Source organism: Mycobacterium sp. 1245801.1, assembly GCF_001673055.1.
GTDB lineage: Bacteria > Actinomycetota > Actinomycetes > Mycobacteriales > Mycobacteriaceae > Mycobacterium > Mycobacterium europaeum_A.
Window position 1 is genome coordinate 1 of the sequence record NZ_LZKY01000126.1, and the last position, 20266, is coordinate 20266.

The window sequence follows — 20266 nt, forward strand, 5'->3', positions numbered from 1 at the left end:
GCCGCCGCGCTGGTGCCCGGCGACCAACTGGTGCTCGGGGCGTCCAACCCGGTCCGCGACGCCGCGCTGGTCGGCCTGGACACCCACGGCATCCGGGTGCGGTCCAACCGCGGCGTCGCCGGCATCGACGGCACGGTCTCGACCGCGATCGGCGCGGCCCTCGCCCACGAACGCCACGGCGGGCCGGACACCCCGGCGCGCACGGTCGCGCTGATCGGCGACCTGACCTTCGTGCACGACAGCTCCGGGTTGCTGATCGGGCCCACCGAGCCCACGCCGCGCCGGCTGACGATCGTGGTCTCCAACGACAACGGCGGCGGCATCTTCGAACTGCTCGAGCAGGGCGACCCGCGGTTCTCCGACGTGTCGTCACGGGTTTTCGGCACCCCGCACGACGTCGACGTGGGCGCGCTGTGCCGCGCCTACCACGTCGAGAGCCGCCAGATCGAGGTCGGCGAACTGGCGGCGGCCCTCGACGAACCCGGGGCCGGGATGCGGGTGCTGGAGGTCAAGGCCGACCGGTCGTCGCTGCGCCAACTGCACGCCGCCATCAAGGCCGCGCTGTGAGGCGCGCCTAGATGGCAATATCGCCAAAGGTGCTGCTGCACATACTGATTCATGGTCGCAGTGACGCGCCGCCGAAAACTCGCGTTCGGATCGTGTTGCGGTGGGCCCGGATTGCGGTGCTGATCGTCATCGGCCTGGTCACCTTGCAGTCGCTGTTGTTGGTGGCCGGCGCCTGGCGCGACGACATCGCGATCACCCACAACATGGGCGTCGCGCAGGCCGAGGTGCTCAGCGCCGGGCCGCGCCGCTCCACCATCGAATTCGTCACCCCCGAACGGGTCACCTATCGTCCCGAGCTCGGTGTGCTCTATCCGTCCCATCTGGCCACCGGGATGCGGATTTACGTCGAGTACAACAAGAACGATCCGAACCTGGTTCGCGTGCAACACCGCAACGCCGGGTTGGCGATCATCCCGGCCGGCTCGATCGCGGTGGTGGGCTGGCTCGGCGCGGCGGCGATCCTGACCGTGCTGGCGCTGCTGGACAAGTGGCTGGACCGCCGCGACGCGCCCCGAGACGGACCGCCGAGCCCGGCCGCAGACGGTGCCCGACCTGCAAATTTCGCGTGACGTATGCCGGCAGGCAACCTTGTCGACAGTCGATGCTGACACGGTAGTGATGTGCGCGTTGCCATCGTCGCGGAATCCTTCCTCCCCGAAGTCAACGGTGTCAGCAACTCGGTGATCCGGGTGCTCGAGCATCTGCGCCGGACGGGTCACGAAGCCCTCGTCATCGCCCCCGACGCGCCCCCGGGCCAGCCTCGGGCGGACCGCATCTACGACGGCATCCGCGTGCACCGGGTGCCGTCGCGGATGTTCCCGAAGGTGACCAGCCTGCCGCTCGGGGTGCCCACCCCCCGGCTGGTGAAGGTGTTGCGTGGATTTGATCCCCATGTGGTGCACCTGGCCTCGCCGGCGCTGTTGGGCTACGGCGGGCTGCGCGCGGCGCGGTGGTTGGGGGTGCCGACGGTGGCGGTGTACCAGACCGACGTCCCGGGCTTCGCGGCGAGCTACGGCATCCCGATGACGGCGCGGGCCGCCTGGGCCTGGTTCCGTCACCTGCACGGGCTCGCCGACCGTACCCTGGCACCGTCCAGCGTCACGATGGAAGCTCTTGTCGCGCACCGCTTTCCGCGCGTGCACCGGTGGGCGCGCGGTGTCGACGTGCTGCGGTTCGCGCCGTCGGCGCGCAGCGAGGCGCTCCGGCGGCAGTGGTCGCCGTTGGGCAAGCCCATCGTCGGTTTTGTGGGCCGGCTCGCGCCCGAGAAGCACGTCGAGCGCCTGGCCGGCCTGGCCGCCAGCGACGCGGTCCAGCTCGTCATCGTGGGTGACGGCGTCGACCGCGCCAAGCTGCAATCGGCAATGCCGGCAGCGGTTTTCACGGGCGCACTCTACGGCGACGAACTCGCCGCGGCGTACGCCAGCATGGACGTGTTCGTGCATCCCGGTGAGCACGAGACGTTTTGTCAGGTCGTGCAAGAAGCGCTGGCGTCGGGGCTGCCGGTGATCGCCCCCGACGCCGGCGGCCCACGTGACCTCGTCACCCCGTGGCGTACCGGTCTGTTGTTGGCCGTCAACGAATTCGAACCCCGGCTGTCCGACGCGGTCGCACACCTGATCGCCGAACGGCCGCGCTACGCGCTGGCCGCCCGGCGCAGCGTGGTCGGGCGCAGCTGGCCGGTCATCTGCGACGAGCTGCTCGGCCACTACGAGGCGGTGCTCTCGCCGTTTGCCCGGCGACAACTGAGCGCGACGCGTCACGCCCAAGGCGAATGAGCTAGGGCCCCGTTCACCCAACCGGGCCGAATTCGATTGGGAGCGTGAGTGGTCCGCTCAGTCCGGTGAGCGGCTTCCATGGGGCAGGGCCGGTGCGGTGAGCGTTGGGCATGCGTTGTGCCATCACCGTCAGGGCCTCGGCGAGCTCGAGCCGAGCCAGATTGGCACCCAGGCAGTAGTGCATGCCGGCGCCGAACGTCTGCATCGGCGCCGCCGCCGCGCGGGTGATGTCCAGCCGGTCGGGGTCGTCGTAGGCGGCGGGGTCACGGTTGGCCGCAGCGGTGTTGGCGATCACCAGCGTGCCGGCCGGGATCGTGAACCCGGCGATCTCGACGTCCTCGAGGGCGGTGCGCAGGGTGGCGCCCGCGATCGGCGAATGCCGCATCGTTTCCTCGACCGCGTTGGCCGCCAGCTCGGGATGCTCGGCCAGCATCGTCCACTGGTCGGGGTGGTCGCACAGCACCTGCACCGAGGCGGCCAGCTGGTTGCGGGTGGTGTCGGTGCCGGCCACCAGCAGGCCCGCCGCCAGCATCCGCAGCTCGTCGATGCTGAGGCGGTCCCCGTCGTCCTCGGCCCGGATCAGTTCGGAGATCAGGTCGTCGGTCAGCCGGTCGCGGCGCTGGGCGACCATGCCGTCGATGTAGGCGTCGAGTTCGTCCCAGGCCGCCAAGATCGTCTCTTGATGGCCGGCGACCTCCCAGCTGAAAGCCTTGAAGATATCGTCGGTCCATTCCGAGAACAGCCTCCAATCCTCGGCCGGGGCGCCCAACAGCGCGCAGATGATCGGGATCGGATACTGGCGAGCGATGTCGGCGACCACCTCGCAGCGCCCGGCTGCGGTGTGGCGGTCAACGAGTTGGTTGATCACCTCGACGATGGTCGTGCCCAGCCGCGCGGTGGCTCGCGGCGTGAAGGCATGGGAGACCAGTCGGCGTAGCCGGTGGTGCTCGGGCCCGTCGAGACTGATCAGGTTCGTCGCGACGCGGTCCCACAGCGGTCCGCTGGTAATCCCTTGGGAGGCAAGGAACATGCCTTGCGGTATACGGAACCGCGGGTCGCGCAGCACGGTGCGCACCAGTTCATAGGTCAGGAACTCCGGCCCGTGCGGGCCGATGGCGATCGGCGCCAGGCGGCGCGCCTCGCTGATGATCGCATGGGCCTCCTCGAGGCTTCCGCAGAGCTCATAATCGATCGCCGGCAGGCCGGCATCGAAGACATTGGGGCAAACCGGCGGGTCAATCGTGGTGGTCATGGTGAGGCCTCAGTCGTCGGCGATGTGCTTCCATACCGAGTCTCGGCCGCACCCCCGCGCGGCACATGCGTAGCCGACTACCTGTCTTGCCGGCCTGGAATCAACACTCCCGAGCGGGGTGTTCAGCGGCCTATCCTTTCGGAGAACCACTGCAGACGTGGGGGCCGGATCAGCGGAGGGGCGGATGACGGCCATAGCAGCGTGCCGGACATGTGGCACCGAAACTCTTGATAACGCCCGGTTTTGTCATCACTGCGGCGCACCGGTACGCGACGATGCTAGCCGCGCCGAGTACAAACAGGTCACGGTCCTGTTTGCCGACGTGGTCCGCTCGATGGACATCGCCGCAACCGTCGGGACGGAGCGGTTGCGCGAGATCATGGTCGACCTGGCCAACCGCTGCGCGGCCGTCGTCCGGCGGTACGGCGGCACGGTGGACAAGTTCACCGGCGACGGCATCATGGCGGTGTTCGGCGCGCCGGCGGCAATGGAGGACCACGCCCTGCGCGCATGCCTCGCGGCGCTGAGCATTCAGGAAGAAGCCAAGGCGCTGGGCAGCGAGGTGCAGGGCCGAGACGGTGCGACGTTGCTCGTGCGGGTGGGGCTGAACTCCGGTCAGGTGATCGCCGGTGAGCTCGGTTCTGGATCCTTCGGCTACACCGCGATGGGTGATCAGGTGGGCCTGGCCCAGCGGATGGAATCGGTCGCACCGCCGGGCGGGGTGATGCTCAGCGTCTCCACCGCGCGACTGGTTGACGAGGCGGCGGCGCTAAGCGAACCGGAGTTGGTCCGCATCAAGGGCGTCAACGAACCAGTCACCGCCCACCGGTTACTGGGCATCGGAGACCGGCACCGCGCCGCCGGTCGCGCCGACTCGAATCTGGTTGGTCGTCGGTGGGAGATGTCCGCCGTCGAGGGCTTGTTGGAGCGCGCCCTCGCCGGTCACGGCGCTGTAGTTGTGGTGGTGGGCGAACCCGGCATCGGCAAGAGCCGCCTGGCGCGCGAGGTGGCCGCGATGGCAGCGGTTCGGGGTGCGGAGGTGTTGACCGCCTGTTGTGAGTCACACACCAGCCAGGTCCCATTCCATGCCGTGGCGCGGCTGCTGCGGGCGGTCACGGGCATCGAAGGTCTTGGGGGACAGGCGGCCCGCGCGCGAGTACGGGACCGATTTCCGGACGCAGATCCCGAGGACGTGCTGCTGCTCGACGACCTGCTGGGCATCGCCGACCCGACCACCGCCGTGCCCGCGGTTGATCCCAATGCGCGTCGCAGGCGGTTGACCGCGTTGGTGCACGCCGCCAGACTGGCCCGCCAGCGCCCGGCGGTCTTTGTCGTCGAGGACGCCCACTGGATCGACGAGATCAGCGAGTCGATGCTGACCGATTTCCTCGAGGTGGTCCCGCGAACGCCCACGCTGGTGTTGGTCACCCACCGGCCGGAGTACCGGGGTGCGTTGACCCGGGTGTCCGATGCGCGCGCCATAGCCCTTGCACCGCTGAGTAATTCAGAAACGGCAGCACTGGTCACACATCTGCTCGGGCCGGACCCGTCGGTCGGTGCCCTGGGTCGCAGAGTCGCCGAGCGCGCCGCCGGTAATCCATTCTTCGCCGAGGAGTTGGTGCGTGAACTGGCCGATCGCGGTGTGCTACGAGGCGAGCCCGGTGCTTACACGTCGGCAACGGAGGTCGGCGAAGTGAGCGTGCCGGCCACATTGCAGGCGACCATCGCCGCGCGCATCGACCGCCTCTATCCGAAAGCCAAGCGCACGCTAGGCGCGGCGGCGGTCATCGGCTCGCGGTTCGGGCTGGACCTACTCACCGTGTTGGATGTTGAGCCCGAGATCGACGAACTACTGGCGGCCCAGCTCATCGATGTCGTCGGCCTCACTCGGCGCCCGGAGTATGTGTTCCACCATCCGCTCATTCACTCGGTGGCCTATGGCGCACAACTCAGATCGGATCGCTCGGAGCTGCATCGGCGGGTGGCCGCCGCAATCGAAGCCCGCGATCCGCAATCGGGGGACGAAAACGCGGCGTTGATCGCCGAACATGTGCAGGCCGCCGGTGATCTGCCCGCCGCCTACGACTGGCACATGCGCGCCGCCACCTGGGCGACCAACCGGGACATCAGCGCCGCGCGAGCGAGCTGGGGGCGCGCGGCAGACATCGCCGACACCCTGCCCGCCGATCACCCGCGCCGGCCGGCCATGCGCATAGCGCCACGCACCATGTTGTGCGGGACGGGCTGGCGAGTCCACGCCAGCCTTGCCGGTGACCGCTTCGATGAATTGCGGGAGTTGTGCAGCGCCGCGGGAGATAAGGCGTCACTTGGGATCGCAACGGCGGGGATGGTGGTTGGCTACGCGCATCAGGATCGGGTGCGCGAGGCGTCGCAGCTGGCCTCGGCTGCCTGGGCCCTGGCTGAGTCGGTCGCAGACCCGAACCTGACGGTGGGTCTGTCCTTCCCGGTGATCTACGGCAAGATCGAAAACGCCGAATGGTGTGACGTGCTGCAATGGTCACAAGCCACTATCGACCTGGCCGACGGTGATCCATCCAAAGGCAACTTCCTAGTGGGATGCCCGTTGGCGCTCGCCTTTGTGTCGCGGGGTATGGCGCGATATTCGCTGGGTCGTCGCGGATGGTCAGCAGACCTGCGCCACGGCTTGGCTATGGCCCGCCGCGCTGACGCCGCGTCCTACGCCGGGGTGGTCGGCTACATCTATCTGCTGGGAATACCGTTCGGCGTGCGCAGGCCCGATGACGTTGCGCTGCACGAGATCAAGAACGCGCTACGAGTCGCCGAGCGATCCAGCGATGACGTGGTGGTGGGATTCATCAAGGCGACGCTGGGCGTTGCGCTGGTGCACCGCGACAGCCATGACGAGCGCAGTCGGGGCCGGCAGGTGTTGGTTGAGACCGGGGAAGTGTTCTCGGGCCAAGGACACAATCTGAGCGATTTGCCGATTGTCGAGGTCTACGCGGCCCGTGAGTCGGCGAGGCAGGGAGATCACGACGCTTGCCTACCGGCGATTCGCGCCGCCGTCGACCATCTATTTCGTTGCGAACGCCTTCTGCTATGGGGCATTCCGGCCACGGCGGTTCTGGTGGAGACGCTGCTGGCTCGCGCGACCGACCATGATGTGGCTGAAGCCGAGGTCGCGATCGACCGGTTGGCGACCGCTCCGGCCGATGAGGGTTTGGCGATGCGTGACATCTGGACGTCGCGGATGCGGGCGCTGCTGGCCCGCGCCCAGGGTGACGCCTTTGCTTACACGCGATTTCGGGATGAGTATCGCGATATGGCCAAAACAGTCGGCTACGAAGGGCATATCGGCTGGGCCGAGATGCTGCCATGACGGGGTACTACGTTGTCGCGCCGGACACGCGTTGCGGACTCAATGGGCCGCAACGGATTCCGAATCGCTCCCGGACCGTGTCGAGGACGCGGCGCTGGCGCTCCCGTTCGCGGCGGTGCGTGAGCATGAACCGCGCCACAGCCGGCAGGCGGCGCGCCAGCGGATACCACTTGTCGAAATCGAGGCCGTTCTCGGCGAACACGCGGCTGGGCACGTTGTCGTAGATGAGGCTGAGGTTGTGGCCGACGAGTGCGAAGAGCACGTACGGGAACGCCAGCGGCGCCTTTTGCCGCAGATGCATCCAGTCGATTTCGTAGAGCGGGATCTCTCCGAGCTTGCCCAAGAACATCAGGTGGCCCAGGAAATACCCCATGAACGCGGGCAAGTGCAGCGTGGCCGACCGCACGTTGATGGAAACCACTGCGCCACTGGGTGATACGTAGGGCTCGTATGGGTACTCGTCGGGGAATTTGACGTAGCCCGTGCAGTTGACGATCCAGCTGCCCGGTTCGATCGTCTTCGTCGATCCGCTCCGCAACACCAGATCGGTGCTGCCATTGCGGTCGACCGCATCCTCGAAATAGTCCATGACAAGATCGTTCAGGCCGGCGGAGATCGTGCGGTTCTCGGCCTGCGACAAGACGCCCAACACGAAGTTGTCCGACTGTGGGGTCAGGAACGTGCCATGGGTGGCGCGGTACCAGTCTTGGACTTCCGATTCGTTCGTGCCGTCGTACCGACGACTCAGCTGGGTCGCGACGGCGCTCGGCGGTGTGCCCGTCCACCAGCGGCGGGCGCCGCTCGGCAACAGGGTGTCGCGGCAGGAGAAGAACGTTCCGCGGCCGGCGACCATGTTGACCTGTCGACCGGGGTAGGTCGTGATCAGTGCGTGTGCGGTGTCCATCGCGGTTTTTCCGCCGCCGATGATCCACACAGGTGCATCGCTTTGCCGGATGTCGCCCGTCCGGACGTCGCAGTAGTCGGGCGACACCGAATGGACGCGCGCGCTGGAGATCTCGAGCGGTTCGTTCGGCGTGATCCCCAGGCCATACGCCTTGATCAACCGCTTGGCCTCGACCACGAGCCTGCGGCCGTCGGCGGCGCTACAGGTGGCCCGCACGATTCCGTTCTGCTCTACCTCGGACTCCAAATTCCAGCCGAAGTACTCGTCGACCTGCACTCGCTGCCGTATGACCTCGACGCAGTGTTCGAAATGGTCGAGCACCTCGCCTTTGGTCGCCAGGTAGCTGCGGTCCTTGCCGAGCGTCCACGCGATGTTGCCCGCCGTGAACATCGGGTGCGGTTGGTGCAGGCGGACGTAGGGGTAGACGTCGACCCACATGCCCCCGACGCGTGGCCGCCGGTCGATGAGGATCACCTTTTGCTCGCGGGACAGGTATCGGCTGGCCGCGAACAGGGCGTTCAACCCGGCGATGCCGGCTCCGACGATGCAAACGTCGCAGCTCTCCACTGGCGGGAACTGGGGTGCGGACATCGGACCGCCTTTCCTCGCAGACGTCCACAATTATCTGTCCGCTGCGTGGTGGCGGGGTGAGTAATCGACTACTCCATTGCTGCCGACTGTCGCGTCGCAGCGGTGGGCTCGTCGGCTAGACCTGTCGGCGCCGACGAGGCCGGAATGCGTCTTTGACCTTTTCACCGGCGTCCCTCAAATGGGCCGCCCGCTGGTCCGCTCTGCCCTCAGCTGCCAACGTCGGATCGTTGGTGGCGCGGCCGGTTGCCGCCTTGAGCTTGCCCGTGATCAGCCGCACCTTGTTTCGGGCCTTATCCGCGCCGCTCATAACGTGTCCCTCGATTCCGTTCCAGGTGGTACCACAGCGCTTACCCGTTTTCGGGTTCGCCGCAACTCTCTTCTCGCGTGCTATTTGTCCGCAATCGAGGACCAAATCGAGCAGGCGAGCCGACCTGGACAGGCCGTTACGACACGAATCGACGGCCGATCAGCCCTGCGCGAGCTCAGCGACGGGCTGCCATTCCTCCCAGTTGCGCAGCCGGCTCTCGTAGTCGGCCTTGGCGGTTTCCAGCGGGGAAGCGCCGAAAAACACTCGCAGCGGCGGCTTTTCGGCGTCGACCACCTTGAGCAAGGCGGCCGCGGACGCCGACGGGTCACCCGGGCTGGCCCACCGGCGGCTGCGCTCGGCCTGCACGGCGGCGCGAACGTCGTCGTAGGCCGGCAGCGGATCGGCGTGCTTGGCCGAGTCGCCGGCCCAGTCGGTGTCGAAACCGCCCGGCTCGATCAGCGTGACGTGCACCCCGAACGGAGCGACCTCCTGGGCCAGCGCCTGCGAGAAGCCCTCCAGCGCCCACTTCGACGCGTGGTAGATGCCGACCAACGGGAACGCGGTGATGCCCCCGATCGAGGACACCTGGATGATGTGGCCGCTGCCCTGCTCGCGCAGGTACGGCAGCGCGGCCTGGGTGATCCACAGTGCCCCAAAGACATTGGTCTCGATCTGATCGCGTGCGTCCCGCTCGGAGAGTTCCTCGACGAACCCGAATTGGCCGTAGCCGGCATTGTTCACCACGATGTCGAGCCGGCCGAAGTGGTCGTGCGCTTCCTTGACCGCCGCGAAGTCGGCCGCCCGGTCGGTCACGTCCAGTCGGATCGGCAGCAGCGTGTCGCCGTACTTGCCCACGAGGTCGTCCAGCGCGGCGGTGTTGCGCGCCGTGGCCGCGACCTTGTCGCCGCGCTCCAGCGCCGCGATCGTCCACGCCCGTCCAAAACCTCGCGATGTCCCGGTGATAAACCAAACTTTTTCCGTCACGCCCCCATACAACGCCGACCGCGCCACCTCATTCCCCGAACAGGTAGCGTTTGCCTGGTGAGTCGCGCGGAGCTGGACAAGGATCCCCGGGACGTCGCGTCGATGTTCGACGGCGTCGCCCGCCGCTACGACCTGACCAACACCGTGCTGTCGATGGGTCAGGACCGGTACTGGCGCAAGGCGACCCGGACGGCGCTGGCCATCGGTGCCGGCCAGAAGGTGCTGGACCTCGCCGCGGGCACCGCGGTGTCCACCGTGGAACTGAGGAAATCCGGGGCGTGGTGTGTGGCCGCCGATTTCTCGGTCGGCATGCTGGCGGCCGGTGCCGCGCGCAATGTTCCCAAGGTCGCCGGCGACGCCACCAGGCTGCCGTTCGGTGACGACGTATTCGACGCCGTGACAATCAGTTTCGGGCTGCGCAACGTCGTCGACACCCAGGCCGCGCTGCGCGAGATGGCCCGCGTCACGCGGCCGGGTGGCCGGCTGGTGGTGTGCGAGTTCTCCACGCCCACCAACACGCTATTCGCGACCGTGTACAAGGAGTACTTGATGCGGGCGCTGCCGCGGGTCGCCCGGGCGGTGTCCAGCAACCCGGACGCGTACGTGTACCTCGCGGAATCGATTCGGGCGTGGCCCGATCAGGCGGGCTTAGCGCAGCAGATCACCCGGGCCGGTTGGTCGGGGGTGCGCTGGCGCAACCTGACCGGCGGCATCGTCGCCTTACACGCCGGGTACAAACCGTTGCGCTGAGAAAGCTTTAGTGATTGCCGGCGGCCTGCACGAAGCCGACCTTGTCGGGGCAGTAATGGTCCACCGCCGCGCCGAGGAACTGGAACGCCTGGCCCTGAGTGGTGCCGCGCGGCAGGTTGCGCTGGATGAATGTGGCCGACTTGTACGCGTCGCCGTCCACGCCCCTACCGATCCGCTCGCAGGTGATCTTGCCCAGCCACGCCAGCTGGTCCTGCGGCTGGTAGATGCCGAAGCCGTTGACGGTGTTCTTGAATGGGGCGTCGTAGTCGCTCGGGGGCGACGGGGTGCGCGGCGTCGGGTATGGCGCCGTCGGTGGCGGGTCGGCCTGCGCGGGCGCGGAAAGCTGCGCCGGCCCGGCCAGCGCGATAGCAGCAGCAGCGGCGGCGGCAGCGGCTCCGATAGTAGCCAGCCTCGTTCCCTTCATTAGCTGGACTATACACGCCTCGCCGCGGGTGCGCGGACGAAAGTAGATCGACGAGCGCCGGCCCCGTGGGACCGTGACCGGCCCGCCGACCAGCGGTGATACGCACGCTCGGTCAGCTGAACGGCGTGCGGCGGTCGAGCAGCCGCGACAGCCGCCCGCCGCCGCGCCAGGCGCGGGCCACCCAGTCCGCGTCGTCGTCGGTGACCAGGTTGGCCATCACCCGCACGGCGATGGTCATCAGCGCCGTCGAGCGCATGGCGATCGGTCCGGTCGACGGCAAGAACCGCTGAAAAGTCAGCAGCAACGCCAGCCGCCGGGCGACCGAGAAGCCCCGACCGTAGTGCTCCTGCAACAGCGACGGCCACACCTGCGACAGGTCGGGGTGGTCCAGCAGCGCCGCCGCCAGCCGCCCGGTCTCGAGCCCGTAGTCGATGCCTTCGCCGTTGAGCGGGTTGACGCAGGCCGCGGCGTCACCGACGAGCATCCAGTTGGCACCGGCCACCCCCGACACCGCGCCGCCCATCGGCAGCAGCGCCGAGGCCACCGCGCGGGGCCGGCCGGAGAATCCCCACTCGTCGCGGCGCAGGTCGGCGTAGTAGTCGATCAACGGCCGCAGCGCCAAATCGGCGGGCCGCTTGGACGTCGACAACGCCCCGACGCCGATGTTCACCTCGCCGTTGCCGAGCGGGAAGATCCAGCCATACCCCGGCAACACGGCCCCCTCGGGTCCGCGCAGCTCCAGATGCGACGTCAGCCAGGGGTCGTCGGCGCGCGCGGTGGCCAGATAGCCGCGGGCGGCGACGCCGTACACCGTTTCCTGGTGCCAGCGCCGGCCCAGCTTGCGGCCCAGCGTCGACCGGGCCCCGTCGGCGACGATCAGCTGGGCGCAACTCACCTCGGTGCCGTCGGCCAACGCCACCGACCTCACCCGGCCCGACGAATCATGTTGTGCCGCAACAGCCTTGGTCCCCAGCAACATCCGTGCCCCGGAATCTTCGGCGACCTTGCGAATCCGGTCGTCCAGCTCGAAGCGGGCCACCGCGCTGCCGGTGGACGGGAACGAGGGGCCCGGCCAGTCGACCTCCACCTCGCCGCCGAACCCGCTCATCCGCAGCCCCCGATGCCGGATGCGGGTGTCCAGCCAGTCCCGCAGCCCCAGGCGCTCCAGCTCGGCGACCGCGCGGGGAGTCAGCCCGTCGCCGCAGGCCTTGTCGCGGGGAAAGCTCGCCGAGTCGACGACCAGCACCTCATAGCCCGCGCGGGCGGCCCAGGCCGCCGCCGCCGAACCGGCGGGTCCGGCGCCCACGACCACCACTTGGGCCTCGAGGGCTCGGGTCGCTCCCGTCTTCATGCACACCAGTATGTTTGGTCCCGTGAGTACTCCGGCGACGGTGGTGGCGGGCGTTGACTTCGGCGACCCGGCTTTCGCGGCGACCGTACGCGACGGCGTCGGACGGATCGAGCAGCTCATGGACACCGAACTGCGCAGCGCCGACGACATCATGACCGAGTCGCTGACCCACCTGTTCAAGGCCGGCGGCAAGCGGTTCCGGCCGCTGTTCACCGTGTTGTCGGCGCAGATCGGGCCCAACCCGGACAGCGCGGACGTGACCATCGCCGGCGCCGTCATCGAGCTGGTGCACCTGGCCACGCTGTACCACGACGACGTGATGGACGAGGCGGAAGTTCGCCGCGGCACCCCCACCGCCAACGTGCGCTGGGGCAACAACGTGGCGATCCTGGCCGGCGACTACCTGTTCGCGACGGCATCCCGGTTGGTGTCGCGGCTGGGCCCGGAGGCGGTGCGGCTGATCGCCGAGACGTTCGCCCAACTGGTGACGGGCCAGATGCGTGAGACCCGCGGGTTCGTCGAGGGATCCGACCCGATCGAGCACTACCTGAAGGTGGTGTACGAGAAGACCGCCTGCCTGATCGCCGCGGCGGGCCGGTTCGGGGCGATGTTCTCCGGCGCCGACCCCGATCAGGTGGAGCGGCTGAGCCGCCTCGGCGGCATCGTGGGCACCGCGTTCCAGATCTCCGACGACATCATCGACATCGACAGCGACTCCCACGAGTCCGGCAAGCTGCCCGGCACCGACGTGCGCGAGGGCGTGCACACCCTGCCGATGGTCTACGCGCTGCGCGAACCCGGGCCCGAAGCTGCGCGGCTGCGCGAGCTGCTGGTCGGGCCCATCGACGACGACGAGGCGGTGGCCGAGGCGCTGGGATTGTTGCGGGCATCACCGGGCATGGCCAAGGCCAAGCAGTCGCTGCAGGAATACGCGGACCAGGCGCGCCAGGAGCTGTCCCTGCTGCCCGACGTCCCGGGCCGGCATGCGCTGCAGACGCTGGTCGACTACACCATCAGCCGGCACGGCTAGTGGTGATCGCGAGCGCGGCGCAGCCGCGTGAAGCGGGTCGCCACCATTCGGCTAGCGGTGATCGCGAGCGCCCTGTGGAACCAACGGGGCCGTCTCGGGCGTTCTATGAGCTGTAATCGGCAGTAACGCGCGACCCGAGTGTTCCGAGGAGACACCGATGACCTGGCATCCGCATCACAACACGTTCAAGACGTTCGCGTTGTTGGTTGGCATGTCCGCGTTGATCGTGTTCGTCGGCTCGCTCTTCGGCAAGACCGCGATGTTCCTCGCGGTGCTGTTCGCCATCGGGATGAACGTCTACACGTACTACAACAGCGACAAGCTGGCGCTGCGGGCGATGCACGCGCAGCCGGTGTCGGAGGTGCAGGCGCCGGCCATGTACCGGATCGTGCGTGAGCTGGCCACCGCCGCGCACCAGCCGATGCCCCGGCTGTACATCAGCGACACCAACGCGCCCAACGCATTCGCGACCGGGCGCAACCCCCGCAACGCGGCGGTGTGCTGCACCACCGGCATTCTGGGCATCCTCACCGAGCGCGAGCTGCGTGCCGTACTGGGACACGAGCTTTCGCACGTCTACAACCGCGACATCCTGATCTCGTGCATCGCCGGGGCGCTGGCGTCGGTGATCACCGCGCTGGCCAACATGGCCATGTTCGCCGGCATGTTCGGCGGTAACGACCGCGACGGCGAGAATCCCTTTGCGCTGCTGCTGGTTTCGTTGCTGGGCCCGATCGCGGCGACGGTGGTCCGGTTGGCGGTGTCGCGATCACGCGAATACCAGGCGGACGAATCGGGCGCGGTGCTGACCGGTGACCCGCTGGCCCTGGCGTCGGCCCTGCGCAAGATCTCCGGCGGGGTGCAGGCGGCCCCGTTGCCGCCCGAGCCCCAGCTGGCCAGCCAGGCGCACCTGATGATCGCCAATCCGTTCCGCGCGGGCGAGCGGATCGGGTCGCTGTTTTCGACGCACCCGCCGATCGAGGACCGCATCCGGCGGCTGGAACAAATGGCCGGGCGGTAGCCCCGACCCACGTACCATCGGCGTTGGACGGTGATTGGCGATGACTGAACCCAACTCGATGGACATTCACGAAGCCGGGCTGGCATTGGATCTGCCCGACTTGATCTTCGAGACGCGCGCCGGTGCGGGGATGAACCAGGCCCAGCTGGCCGAGTCGCTGGGCACCACCCAGGCCGAGGTCGCCGCCTGGGAGGACGGGACCGAGGTGCCCCGGGTCGACGTGCTGCAACGGCTGGCGCAGGTGTGCGGCAAGCGGCTACACATCCGCATCGACGTGGACTGACCGGCCGGGCACCCACGGCGCCTCGTCCCCGAACCGGCTCAACACGAGGGCCAATTATGCTGCGGCACCCGGGCTTTGGGCCTCGACCAGCGGTTGGTGCACGTCGCGGCGGCCCGTGTCGGTCCCGCCCCGGATGTGCACCGTCCCGCCCGTCGCCTCGTGCTGTTGCTGCCAGTCGGTGATCGTTTGATGGGCGGCGTGATCGAGGTAGTGGACCGCAAGGGTCACCGTCGCCGTCGCGCCCTGCGGAATCGACGCCAGCAGCCGCGTCAGCCTCGGCAGCGCCAGGAAGGTGCATGCCGCGCCCTCGATGCTCACCCGCCACTCGTCGTCGCCCACCGGCGTTGCCTCGATCTTGGCCCGGATCACCCGCCATCCGGTCAGGGCGATGGCCAGCGCGAGCCCGATCATGACGCCGTGCAGCAGGTTGAGGAAGATGACGCTGACGGCGGTCACGACGTACACCGCCAGATCGCCGTGCTTCATTGCGGTTTCGATGTGGGCCGGCTTGAGCAGCTGAATGCCGATGACGATGAGTAGTCCGGCCAACGCGGCGGTGGGGATCTCTTCGACCAGACCGGCGAACGGGATGGTGAACAGCAGGATCCAGACGCCGTGCATGATCGCCGAGGCGCGAGACTTGGCGCCCGCGTTGACATTTGTCGAGCTACGGACGATGACCCCGGTCACCGGCAGCCCACCGATGGTGCCCGACACGATGTTGGCGGCTCCCTGTCCCACCAACTCGCGGTTGAAATCGGTGCGCGGACCGTTGTGCATCCGATCGACCGACACCGCCGACAGCAGGCTCTCGACGCTGGCGATGAGCGCCACCGTGATCACCCCGATCGCGACCGCACCGAAGTTGCCGTGGGGAAGATCCGGCAATCGCAGCGCGTCCAGCGGGGAGCCCTCGAGGTTGATCCGTCGCACGTGGAACGGGAAGACCACCGAGATCACCGTCACCGCGACTATGGCGACCAGGGGACCCGGAATGCGGCGCAGTTTGACGGGAACCCAGCGCCAGCCCACCAGGATGACGATCACCAGCACGCCCAGGATGACCCCCGGCCGGTGCGCGCCGATGATCTGGCCCGGAAGCCCGATGAGGTTGTGCCACGCCGTGCTCTTGGACTTCCCGCCGAGCAACACGTGCGCCTGCTGCAGGGCGATCGTGATGCCGATGCCGGCCAGCATCGCGTGTACGACGACCGGTGAGATCGCCAGGGCCGCACGGGCGACCCGGCTCAGGCCCAGCAGCACCTGCACCACTCCGGCGGCAACGGTGATCAAACACGTTATGCCCCAGCCAAAATCGGAAACCAGGTCGGCGACCACGACTGTCAGCCCGGCCGCGGGACCGCTGACCTGCAGCGGCGATCCGCCCAGCGAGCCGACGATGATGCCGCCGACGATCGCGGCGATCAGGCCGGCGAGCACCGGGGCTCCCGAAGCGATCGCGATCCCCAGCGACAGCGGGAGCGCCACCAGGAACACCACCAGCGATGACGGTAGGTCGTGCCGGATGATGCCGCGCAACCGATTGATGCGCGGTTCGCTCAGCCGACGTGCACGGGTTTTTTCGCCCGACTGTTCAACGTTGTGCATCGGTCGCGTCCCTCGATAGGAGTTAGCGGGGGATGTTCCGATATCCGCCCATAGTGCGCTCATTACTTCTTCGTAACGCGCTGGCGTACAAACGATTACGCCGGGGTGACCCGCAGGATCGCGCCCGGATACCGCTGGCCGCCTGGATTGACGGTATTTTGCTGGCAAAGACCGGTCAAGCTGGCGGGCCGTGCCCATAGAGAACGCAAAGATTTGAATTTGGCCAGCTCGGAACGACCAGTTCAGAAGCCGGAACCGTGCACCTCGTGGCCGGGTACCTCGGCGATCAGGCCGCGGTAGGCCTGCTCGACGGACGAGCCGTGGTTGATCACGGCGTCGACCTCGCGGGCGATCGGCATGGTCAGCCCGAATTCGTTGGCAAACTCCATGATCACGCTGGCGGCCTTGACGCCCTCGGCGACCTGGTTCATCGAGGCGATGATCTCGTCGATCGGCTTGCCCGCCCCCAGTTGTTCACCGACATGGCGGTTGCGGCTGCGCTGGCTGGTACAGGTGACGATGAGGTCGCCAAGGCCGGCCAGCCCCGGGAAGGTATCGGGATTGCCGCCGAGGGCGACGCCCAACTTGGTCATCTCCCGCAGCGCGCGGGCGATCACCAGCGCGCGGGTGTTCTCGCCGATGCCCAGCGAGTAGCCCATCCCGACCGAGATGGCATAGACGTTCTTCAGCGCCCCGGCCATCTCCACCCCGACGACGTCGTCGGTGGTGTACACGCGGAAGCGCCGGGTGCGGAACAGGCCCGACAGCCGGGTCGCCAGGTGCTGGTCGGGCATCGCCAGCACCGCCGCGGCGGCGTAGCCCTCGCCGACCTCGCGCGCGATGTTCGGCCCGGCCAGAATGCCGGCGGGGTGGCCGGGCAGCGTCTCCTCGATGATCTGCGACATCCGCATGTTGGTGCCCTGCTCGAGCCCCTTGACCAGCGACACCACCGGCACCCACGGCCGCAGCTCCTTGGCGAGCTCGCTCAGCACCCCCCGAAAGCCGTGCGAGGGAACGCCCATCACGACGACGTCGGCGGAGTTGGCCGCCTCGGCGAAGTCGGTCGTGGCGCGCAGGGTGTCACTGAGCACGACGTCGTTGCCGAGGTAGCGGCTGTTGCGGTGGTTGTCGTTGATGTCGCTGGCGGTCGCCTCGGAGCGCACCCACTGCAGCGTCGGACCGCGACGAGCGCAGATTGATGCCACGGTGGTGCCCCAGGAACCGCCACCGAGCACAACGACTTTGGGTTCGCGCTTCTCAGATGCCATGGCGATCAGCGTATTGCGGACACCTGCGATTTAGTAGCAGTTCACGAACACTCAGACCGGGCTAGCCGGCCAGCGGCGCGCGGTCATCGACCCGGCCGAACACCATCGCCTCCTCGATCCGGTCGAAGCGGTAGTCCAGTGCGTCGGCCAGGTAGTTCTGCCGCACGTTCCACGGCCGCTTGGTGCCCGACTTCGGCAGCATGTGCACCGAGCGCAACACGTAGCCGGCGTTGATGTCCCACGACGGCTTCTCGGTCATCGGCTCGTTGCCGCGATGCGGGGCGGCACGGGTATAGCCGTGAGAGGCCATGTGCTCCATGAGTTTTGCGGTCGCCCGGGCGGTGATGTCGGCCCGCAGCGTCCACGACGCGTTGGTGTAGCCCACACACCAGAACAGGTTCGGCACGTCTTCGAGCATGTGCGCCTTGTAGACGAAGCGGTCGCTGGTCTTGATCTCGGTGCCGTCCAGGCTGATCGTGGCCCCACCGAGCGCCTGCAGCTGCAGGCCGGTGGCGGTGACGATGATGTCGGCGTCGAGATGGCCGCCGGACTTCAGCGCGATGCCGGTCGCGTCGAAGTGGTCGATGTGGTCGGTGACCACCTCGGCCGAGCCCGCGGTGATCGCGTTGTACAGATCGGCGTCGGGGATCAGGCACATCCGCTGATCCCACGGGTTGTAGCGCGGCTTGAAGTGGGTGTCGACGTCGTAGCCGGCGGGCAGGTTGTTGATCGCCTTGCGCCGCAACAGCCAGCGCACGAACCCCGGCGCCTTGCGCGACAACGCGAAGAACACCGCCTCGGTCAGAGCGCTGTACATGCGAACAACGAGATGGGCGGGCTTGCGGGGCAATAGCTTTCGGGAGACGGCGGCGACAGTGCCGTACTTGGACGCCGAGATGAGATAGGTCGGCGAGCGCTGCAGCATGGTGACCTTGGCGGCCCGGTCCGACAACGACGGCAGCAGCGTGACCGCGGTCGCCCCGCTGCCGATCACCACCACCTTCTTGCCCGTGTAGTCGAGGTCTTCTGGCCAGTGCTGGGGGTGCACCACGGTGCCCTGGAACTCTTCGATGCCCGGGAAGTCGGGCGTGTAGCCCTCGTCGTAGTTGTAGTAGCCGCTGCCGAAGAACAGGAAGCGCCCGCGGTAGAGCTTGCGCGCCCCGTCCTGTTCGACGGTGACCGTCCAGGTGTCGGTCGCCGAGTCCCAGTCGGCCGACCGCACATAGCTGTTGAACCGGATGTGCCGATCGATGCCGTACTTGCGCGCGGTGGCGGCCAGGTACTCGCGGATGTGCACGCCGTCGGCCACGCCCTCTTTGCGGGTCCACGGCTCGAACGGGAAGGACAGCGTGAAGATGCTGCTGTCCGAGCGCACCCCGGGGTAGCGGAACAGGTCCCACGTCCCGCCGATCTGCGCGCGCCGCTCCAGGACGGTGTAGGTCAGGTGCGGATTGCGCTCGGTGATCCGATAGGCCGCGTCGATGCCGGAGATGCCGGCACCGACGATGATCACGTCGGTGTACCCGGCCTCGGTCGCACCACCGTCGGCGGCTTGCTGGGGAGTCACGGTCATCGCGAACCTCGCTCAAATTGTGGGACTCGTCACTAGCCTAGAGACCCACCGGTTGGTCGGGCTAGGAACCGGGAAACCGCGCCGGGCCGGTCAGCGGTAGTTGACGAACTGCAGCGCCACGTCCAGGTCGGCCTGCTTGAGCAGCGCCTGGACGGCCTGCAGGTCGTCACGCTTTTTGCTGGTGACCCGGATTTCCTCGCCCTGGATCTGCGTCTTGACGGACTTGGGGCCGTCGTCACGGATCAGCTTGGTGATCTTCTTGGCGTTTTCGCTGCTGATGCCCTGCTTGAGGGAGCCGTTGATCTTGTAGGTCTTGCCCGAGGCCTGCGGTTCGCCGGCGTCGAAGGCCTTCATCGAGATGTCCCGGCGGATCAGCTTCTCCTTGAAGACGTCCACGGCCGCCTTGACGCGTTCCTCGGTGGACGAGGTCAGCTCAATAGCCTCGTCGCCCTTCCAGGCGATTGTGGTGTCGGTGCCGCGGAAGTCGAAGCGGGTGGCCAGCTCCTTGGCGGCCTGGTTGAGCGCGTTGTCGACCTCCTGGCGATCCACTTTGCTGACGATGTCGAACGATGAGTCCGCCATGCATTCCGTCCCTTCATCCGGTGATAGGCGTTTGTGCTTTGTCTACTCGCTCGTTGTAACCTGTCTGGCGGCAGGTTGCCCGAGCGGCCAATGGGAGCGGACTGTAAATCCGTCGCGAAAGCTTCACAGGTTCGAATCCTGTACCTGCCACCAAGCCTGTTTCGGCCGGCGCCGTGGGTCGTCCACGCTCGCCGCCGGCGCCCGCTGTGCGACACGTGCGCAATTAATACAAGACAAGTTGTAACAATTCGGTCAAGCCGGTGTCGCGGGGCGTGCTGGGGGGAATTCATCCAGCACAGCATTCACCCAGGGGGCGATCATGGCTGGTTCTCCCGACGCTCTCGGCGCGTTACGCCAATGCCGCACCGCCATCCTCGCCGCCCGTGAGTCGGCCGTGTCCGCGCACGATCGACTGGCCGGGGTCCGGCAGGCTCGCGCCGCGGAGCTGATCGAAAAGCTGGCCGACGATCTCGCCTTCGTCGATCGGCTCTTATTCGTCGTGGAGGGCGACTCACGCGCCAGGTGACCAGCGTCGACAAAAGCCAGGCACCCTCCCGGTACTTCCTCCAACTCCAAGTCCACCGGGAGGGTGTCCTGTTGCTGTGCTCCTGACCTGGATTGCCTTGTCGCGCTGGCGT

At 67.7% G+C, this 20266-nt stretch carries 19 protein-coding genes and 1 tRNA gene; 10 read left to right on the plus strand and 10 right to left on the minus strand.

From position 1 onward, the window contains the following. From A5622_RS07215 to A5622_RS07225, 3 genes are all read left to right on the plus strand, one after another. Positions 1–567 (plus strand): thiamine pyrophosphate-binding protein (locus A5622_RS07215; protein WP_232002894.1); only part of this gene is annotated, 567 nt, incomplete at its 5' end. A gap of 11 nt (positions 568–578) precedes the next feature. Continuing rightward, positions 579–1136, plus strand: coding sequence for a DUF3592 domain-containing protein (locus tag A5622_RS07220; RefSeq protein ID WP_232002896.1), 558 nt, complete (start codon positions 579–581; stop codon positions 1134–1136). A gap of 51 nt (positions 1137–1187) precedes the next feature. Further along, positions 1188–2342: a glycosyltransferase family 1 protein gene (locus tag A5622_RS07225; protein WP_066877573.1), complete on the plus strand. Its 1155-nt coding sequence runs from the start codon at positions 1188–1190 to the stop codon at positions 2340–2342. 13 nt (positions 2343–2355) lie between these two features. Here the strand turns inward: A5622_RS07225 and A5622_RS07230 are convergent, their stop codons facing one another. After that, entirely contained in the window at positions 2356–3594 is a 1239-nt protein-coding gene (locus A5622_RS07230; RefSeq protein WP_066877575.1) for a cytochrome P450, read from the minus strand. A gap of 184 nt (positions 3595–3778) precedes the next feature. Between A5622_RS07230 and A5622_RS07235 the strand changes: the two genes are divergently transcribed. Next, positions 3779–6952, plus strand: coding sequence for an adenylate/guanylate cyclase domain-containing protein (locus tag A5622_RS07235; RefSeq protein WP_066877578.1), 3174 nt, complete (start codon positions 3779–3781; stop codon positions 6950–6952). 7 nt (positions 6953–6959) lie between these two features. Here the strand turns inward: A5622_RS07235 and A5622_RS07240 are convergent, their stop codons facing one another. From A5622_RS07240 to A5622_RS07250, 3 genes are all read right to left on the minus strand, one after another. Next, the gene (locus tag A5622_RS07240; RefSeq protein ID WP_066866425.1) at positions 6960–8447 is read right to left on the minus strand and encodes an FAD-dependent oxidoreductase; all 1488 of its coding nucleotides are present in this window, start codon (positions 8445–8447) and stop codon (positions 6960–6962) included. 115 nt (positions 8448–8562) lie between these two features. Next, positions 8563–8754: a CsbD family protein gene (locus A5622_RS07245; protein WP_066866423.1), complete on the minus strand. Its 192-nt coding sequence runs from the start codon at positions 8752–8754 to the stop codon at positions 8563–8565. A gap of 159 nt (positions 8755–8913) precedes the next feature. Continuing rightward, a complete protein-coding gene (locus tag A5622_RS07250; RefSeq protein WP_066877580.1) occupies positions 8914–9738 on the minus strand; it encodes an SDR family oxidoreductase in 825 nt (274 codons plus the stop codon). A 57-nt stretch (positions 9739–9795) separates the two neighbouring features. On the opposite strand from A5622_RS07250, the gene A5622_RS07255 reads away from it, so the two are divergent. Beyond that, the gene (locus A5622_RS07255) at positions 9796–10488 is read left to right on the plus strand and encodes a demethylmenaquinone methyltransferase (protein WP_066877582.1); all 693 of its coding nucleotides are present in this window, start codon (positions 9796–9798) and stop codon (positions 10486–10488) included. Positions 10489–10495: 7 nt separating this feature from the next. On the opposite strand, the gene A5622_RS07260 is transcribed toward A5622_RS07255, so the two are convergent. Continuing rightward, entirely contained in the window at positions 10496–10912 is a 417-nt protein-coding gene (locus tag A5622_RS07260; protein WP_066866417.1) for a DUF732 domain-containing protein, read from the minus strand. Between the two features lie 112 nt (positions 10913–11024). Continuing rightward, entirely contained in the window at positions 11025–12263 is a 1239-nt protein-coding gene (menJ, locus tag A5622_RS07265; protein WP_066877584.1) for a menaquinone reductase, read from the minus strand. A gap of 22 nt (positions 12264–12285) precedes the next feature. On the opposite strand from menJ, the gene grcC1 reads away from it, so the two are divergent. The 3 genes from grcC1 to A5622_RS07280 all read left to right on the plus strand — a co-directional run bounded on the left by grcC1 (position 12286) and on the right by A5622_RS07280 (position 14597). Continuing rightward, positions 12286–13293: a nonaprenyl/(2E,6E)-farnesyl/geranylgeranyl diphosphat synthase gene (gene grcC1 / locus A5622_RS07270; protein WP_066877586.1), complete on the plus strand. Its 1008-nt coding sequence runs from the start codon at positions 12286–12288 to the stop codon at positions 13291–13293. A gap of 157 nt (positions 13294–13450) precedes the next feature. Further along, the gene (gene htpX / locus A5622_RS07275; RefSeq protein WP_066866411.1) at positions 13451–14314 is read left to right on the plus strand and encodes a zinc metalloprotease HtpX; all 864 of its coding nucleotides are present in this window, start codon (positions 13451–13453) and stop codon (positions 14312–14314) included. A 40-nt stretch (positions 14315–14354) separates the two neighbouring features. Further along, complete coding sequence (locus tag A5622_RS07280; protein WP_066877588.1) at positions 14355–14597, plus strand: helix-turn-helix transcriptional regulator; 243 nt, start codon at positions 14355–14357, stop codon at positions 14595–14597. A gap of 54 nt (positions 14598–14651) precedes the next feature. Here A5622_RS07280 and A5622_RS07285 read toward each other — a convergent pair whose 3' ends face one another. The 4 genes from A5622_RS07285 to A5622_RS07300 form a co-directional block, all read right to left on the minus strand. Beyond that, a complete protein-coding gene (locus A5622_RS07285; RefSeq protein ID WP_066877590.1) occupies positions 14652–16205 on the minus strand; it encodes a SulP family inorganic anion transporter in 1554 nt (517 codons plus the stop codon). Positions 16206–16447: 242 nt separating this feature from the next. Continuing rightward, entirely contained in the window at positions 16448–17473 is a 1026-nt protein-coding gene (locus A5622_RS07290; RefSeq protein WP_066866407.1) for an NAD(P)H-dependent glycerol-3-phosphate dehydrogenase, read from the minus strand. 61 nt (positions 17474–17534) lie between these two features. Next, positions 17535–19046 (minus strand): NAD(P)/FAD-dependent oxidoreductase, encoded by a 1512-nt coding sequence (locus A5622_RS07295; protein WP_066877592.1) that lies wholly within the window; start codon positions 19044–19046, stop codon positions 17535–17537. A gap of 90 nt (positions 19047–19136) precedes the next feature. Next, positions 19137–19628 (minus strand): YajQ family cyclic di-GMP-binding protein, encoded by a 492-nt coding sequence (locus A5622_RS07300; RefSeq protein WP_066866403.1) that lies wholly within the window; start codon positions 19626–19628, stop codon positions 19137–19139. 69 nt (positions 19629–19697) lie between these two features. Here A5622_RS07300 and A5622_RS07305 point away from each other — a divergent pair. Together A5622_RS07305 and A5622_RS07310 are read left to right on the plus strand one after the other, a co-directional pair. Continuing rightward, positions 19698–19781: transfer RNA gene (locus A5622_RS07305), tRNA-Tyr, on the plus strand. Between the two features lie 166 nt (positions 19782–19947). Next, entirely contained in the window at positions 19948–20154 is a 207-nt protein-coding gene (locus tag A5622_RS07310) for a hypothetical protein (RefSeq protein WP_066866401.1), read from the plus strand. The last annotated feature ends 112 nt before the right edge of the window (positions 20155–20266 follow it).

Coding starts and splice junctions, on each gene's coding strand:
- A5622_RS07220 (WP_232002896.1), top strand. CDS start 579: ATGGCAATATCGCCAAAGGTGCTGCTGCACATACTGATTCATGGTCGC.
- A5622_RS07230 (WP_066877575.1), bottom strand. CDS start 3,594: ATGACCACCACGATTGACCCGCCGGTTTGCCCCAATGTCTTCGATGCC.
- A5622_RS07235 (WP_066877578.1), top strand. CDS start 3,779: ATGACGGCCATAGCAGCGTGCCGGACATGTGGCACCGAAACTCTTGAT.
- A5622_RS07240 (WP_066866425.1), bottom strand. CDS start 8,447: ATGTCCGCACCCCAGTTCCCGCCAGTGGAGAGCTGCGACGTTTGCATC.
- A5622_RS07245 (WP_066866423.1), bottom strand. CDS start 8,754: ATGAGCGGCGCGGATAAGGCCCGAAACAAGGTGCGGCTGATCACGGGC.
- A5622_RS07260 (WP_066866417.1), bottom strand. CDS start 10,912: ATGAAGGGAACGAGGCTGGCTACTATCGGAGCCGCTGCCGCCGCCGCT.
- menJ (WP_066877584.1), bottom strand. CDS start 12,263: ATGAAGACGGGAGCGACCCGAGCCCTCGAGGCCCAAGTGGTGGTCGTG.
- htpX (WP_066866411.1), top strand. CDS start 13,451: ATGACCTGGCATCCGCATCACAACACGTTCAAGACGTTCGCGTTGTTG.
- A5622_RS07280 (WP_066877588.1), top strand. CDS start 14,355: ATGACTGAACCCAACTCGATGGACATTCACGAAGCCGGGCTGGCATTG.
- A5622_RS07285 (WP_066877590.1), bottom strand. CDS start 16,205: ATGCACAACGTTGAACAGTCGGGCGAAAAAACCCGTGCACGTCGGCTG.
- A5622_RS07290 (WP_066866407.1), bottom strand. CDS start 17,473: ATGGCATCTGAGAAGCGCGAACCCAAAGTCGTTGTGCTCGGTGGCGGT.
- A5622_RS07295 (WP_066877592.1), bottom strand. CDS start 19,046: ATGACCGTGACTCCCCAGCAAGCCGCCGACGGTGGTGCGACCGAGGCC.
- A5622_RS07300 (WP_066866403.1), bottom strand. CDS start 19,628: ATGGCGGACTCATCGTTCGACATCGTCAGCAAAGTGGATCGCCAGGAG.
- A5622_RS07310 (WP_066866401.1), top strand. CDS start 19,948: ATGGCTGGTTCTCCCGACGCTCTCGGCGCGTTACGCCAATGCCGCACC.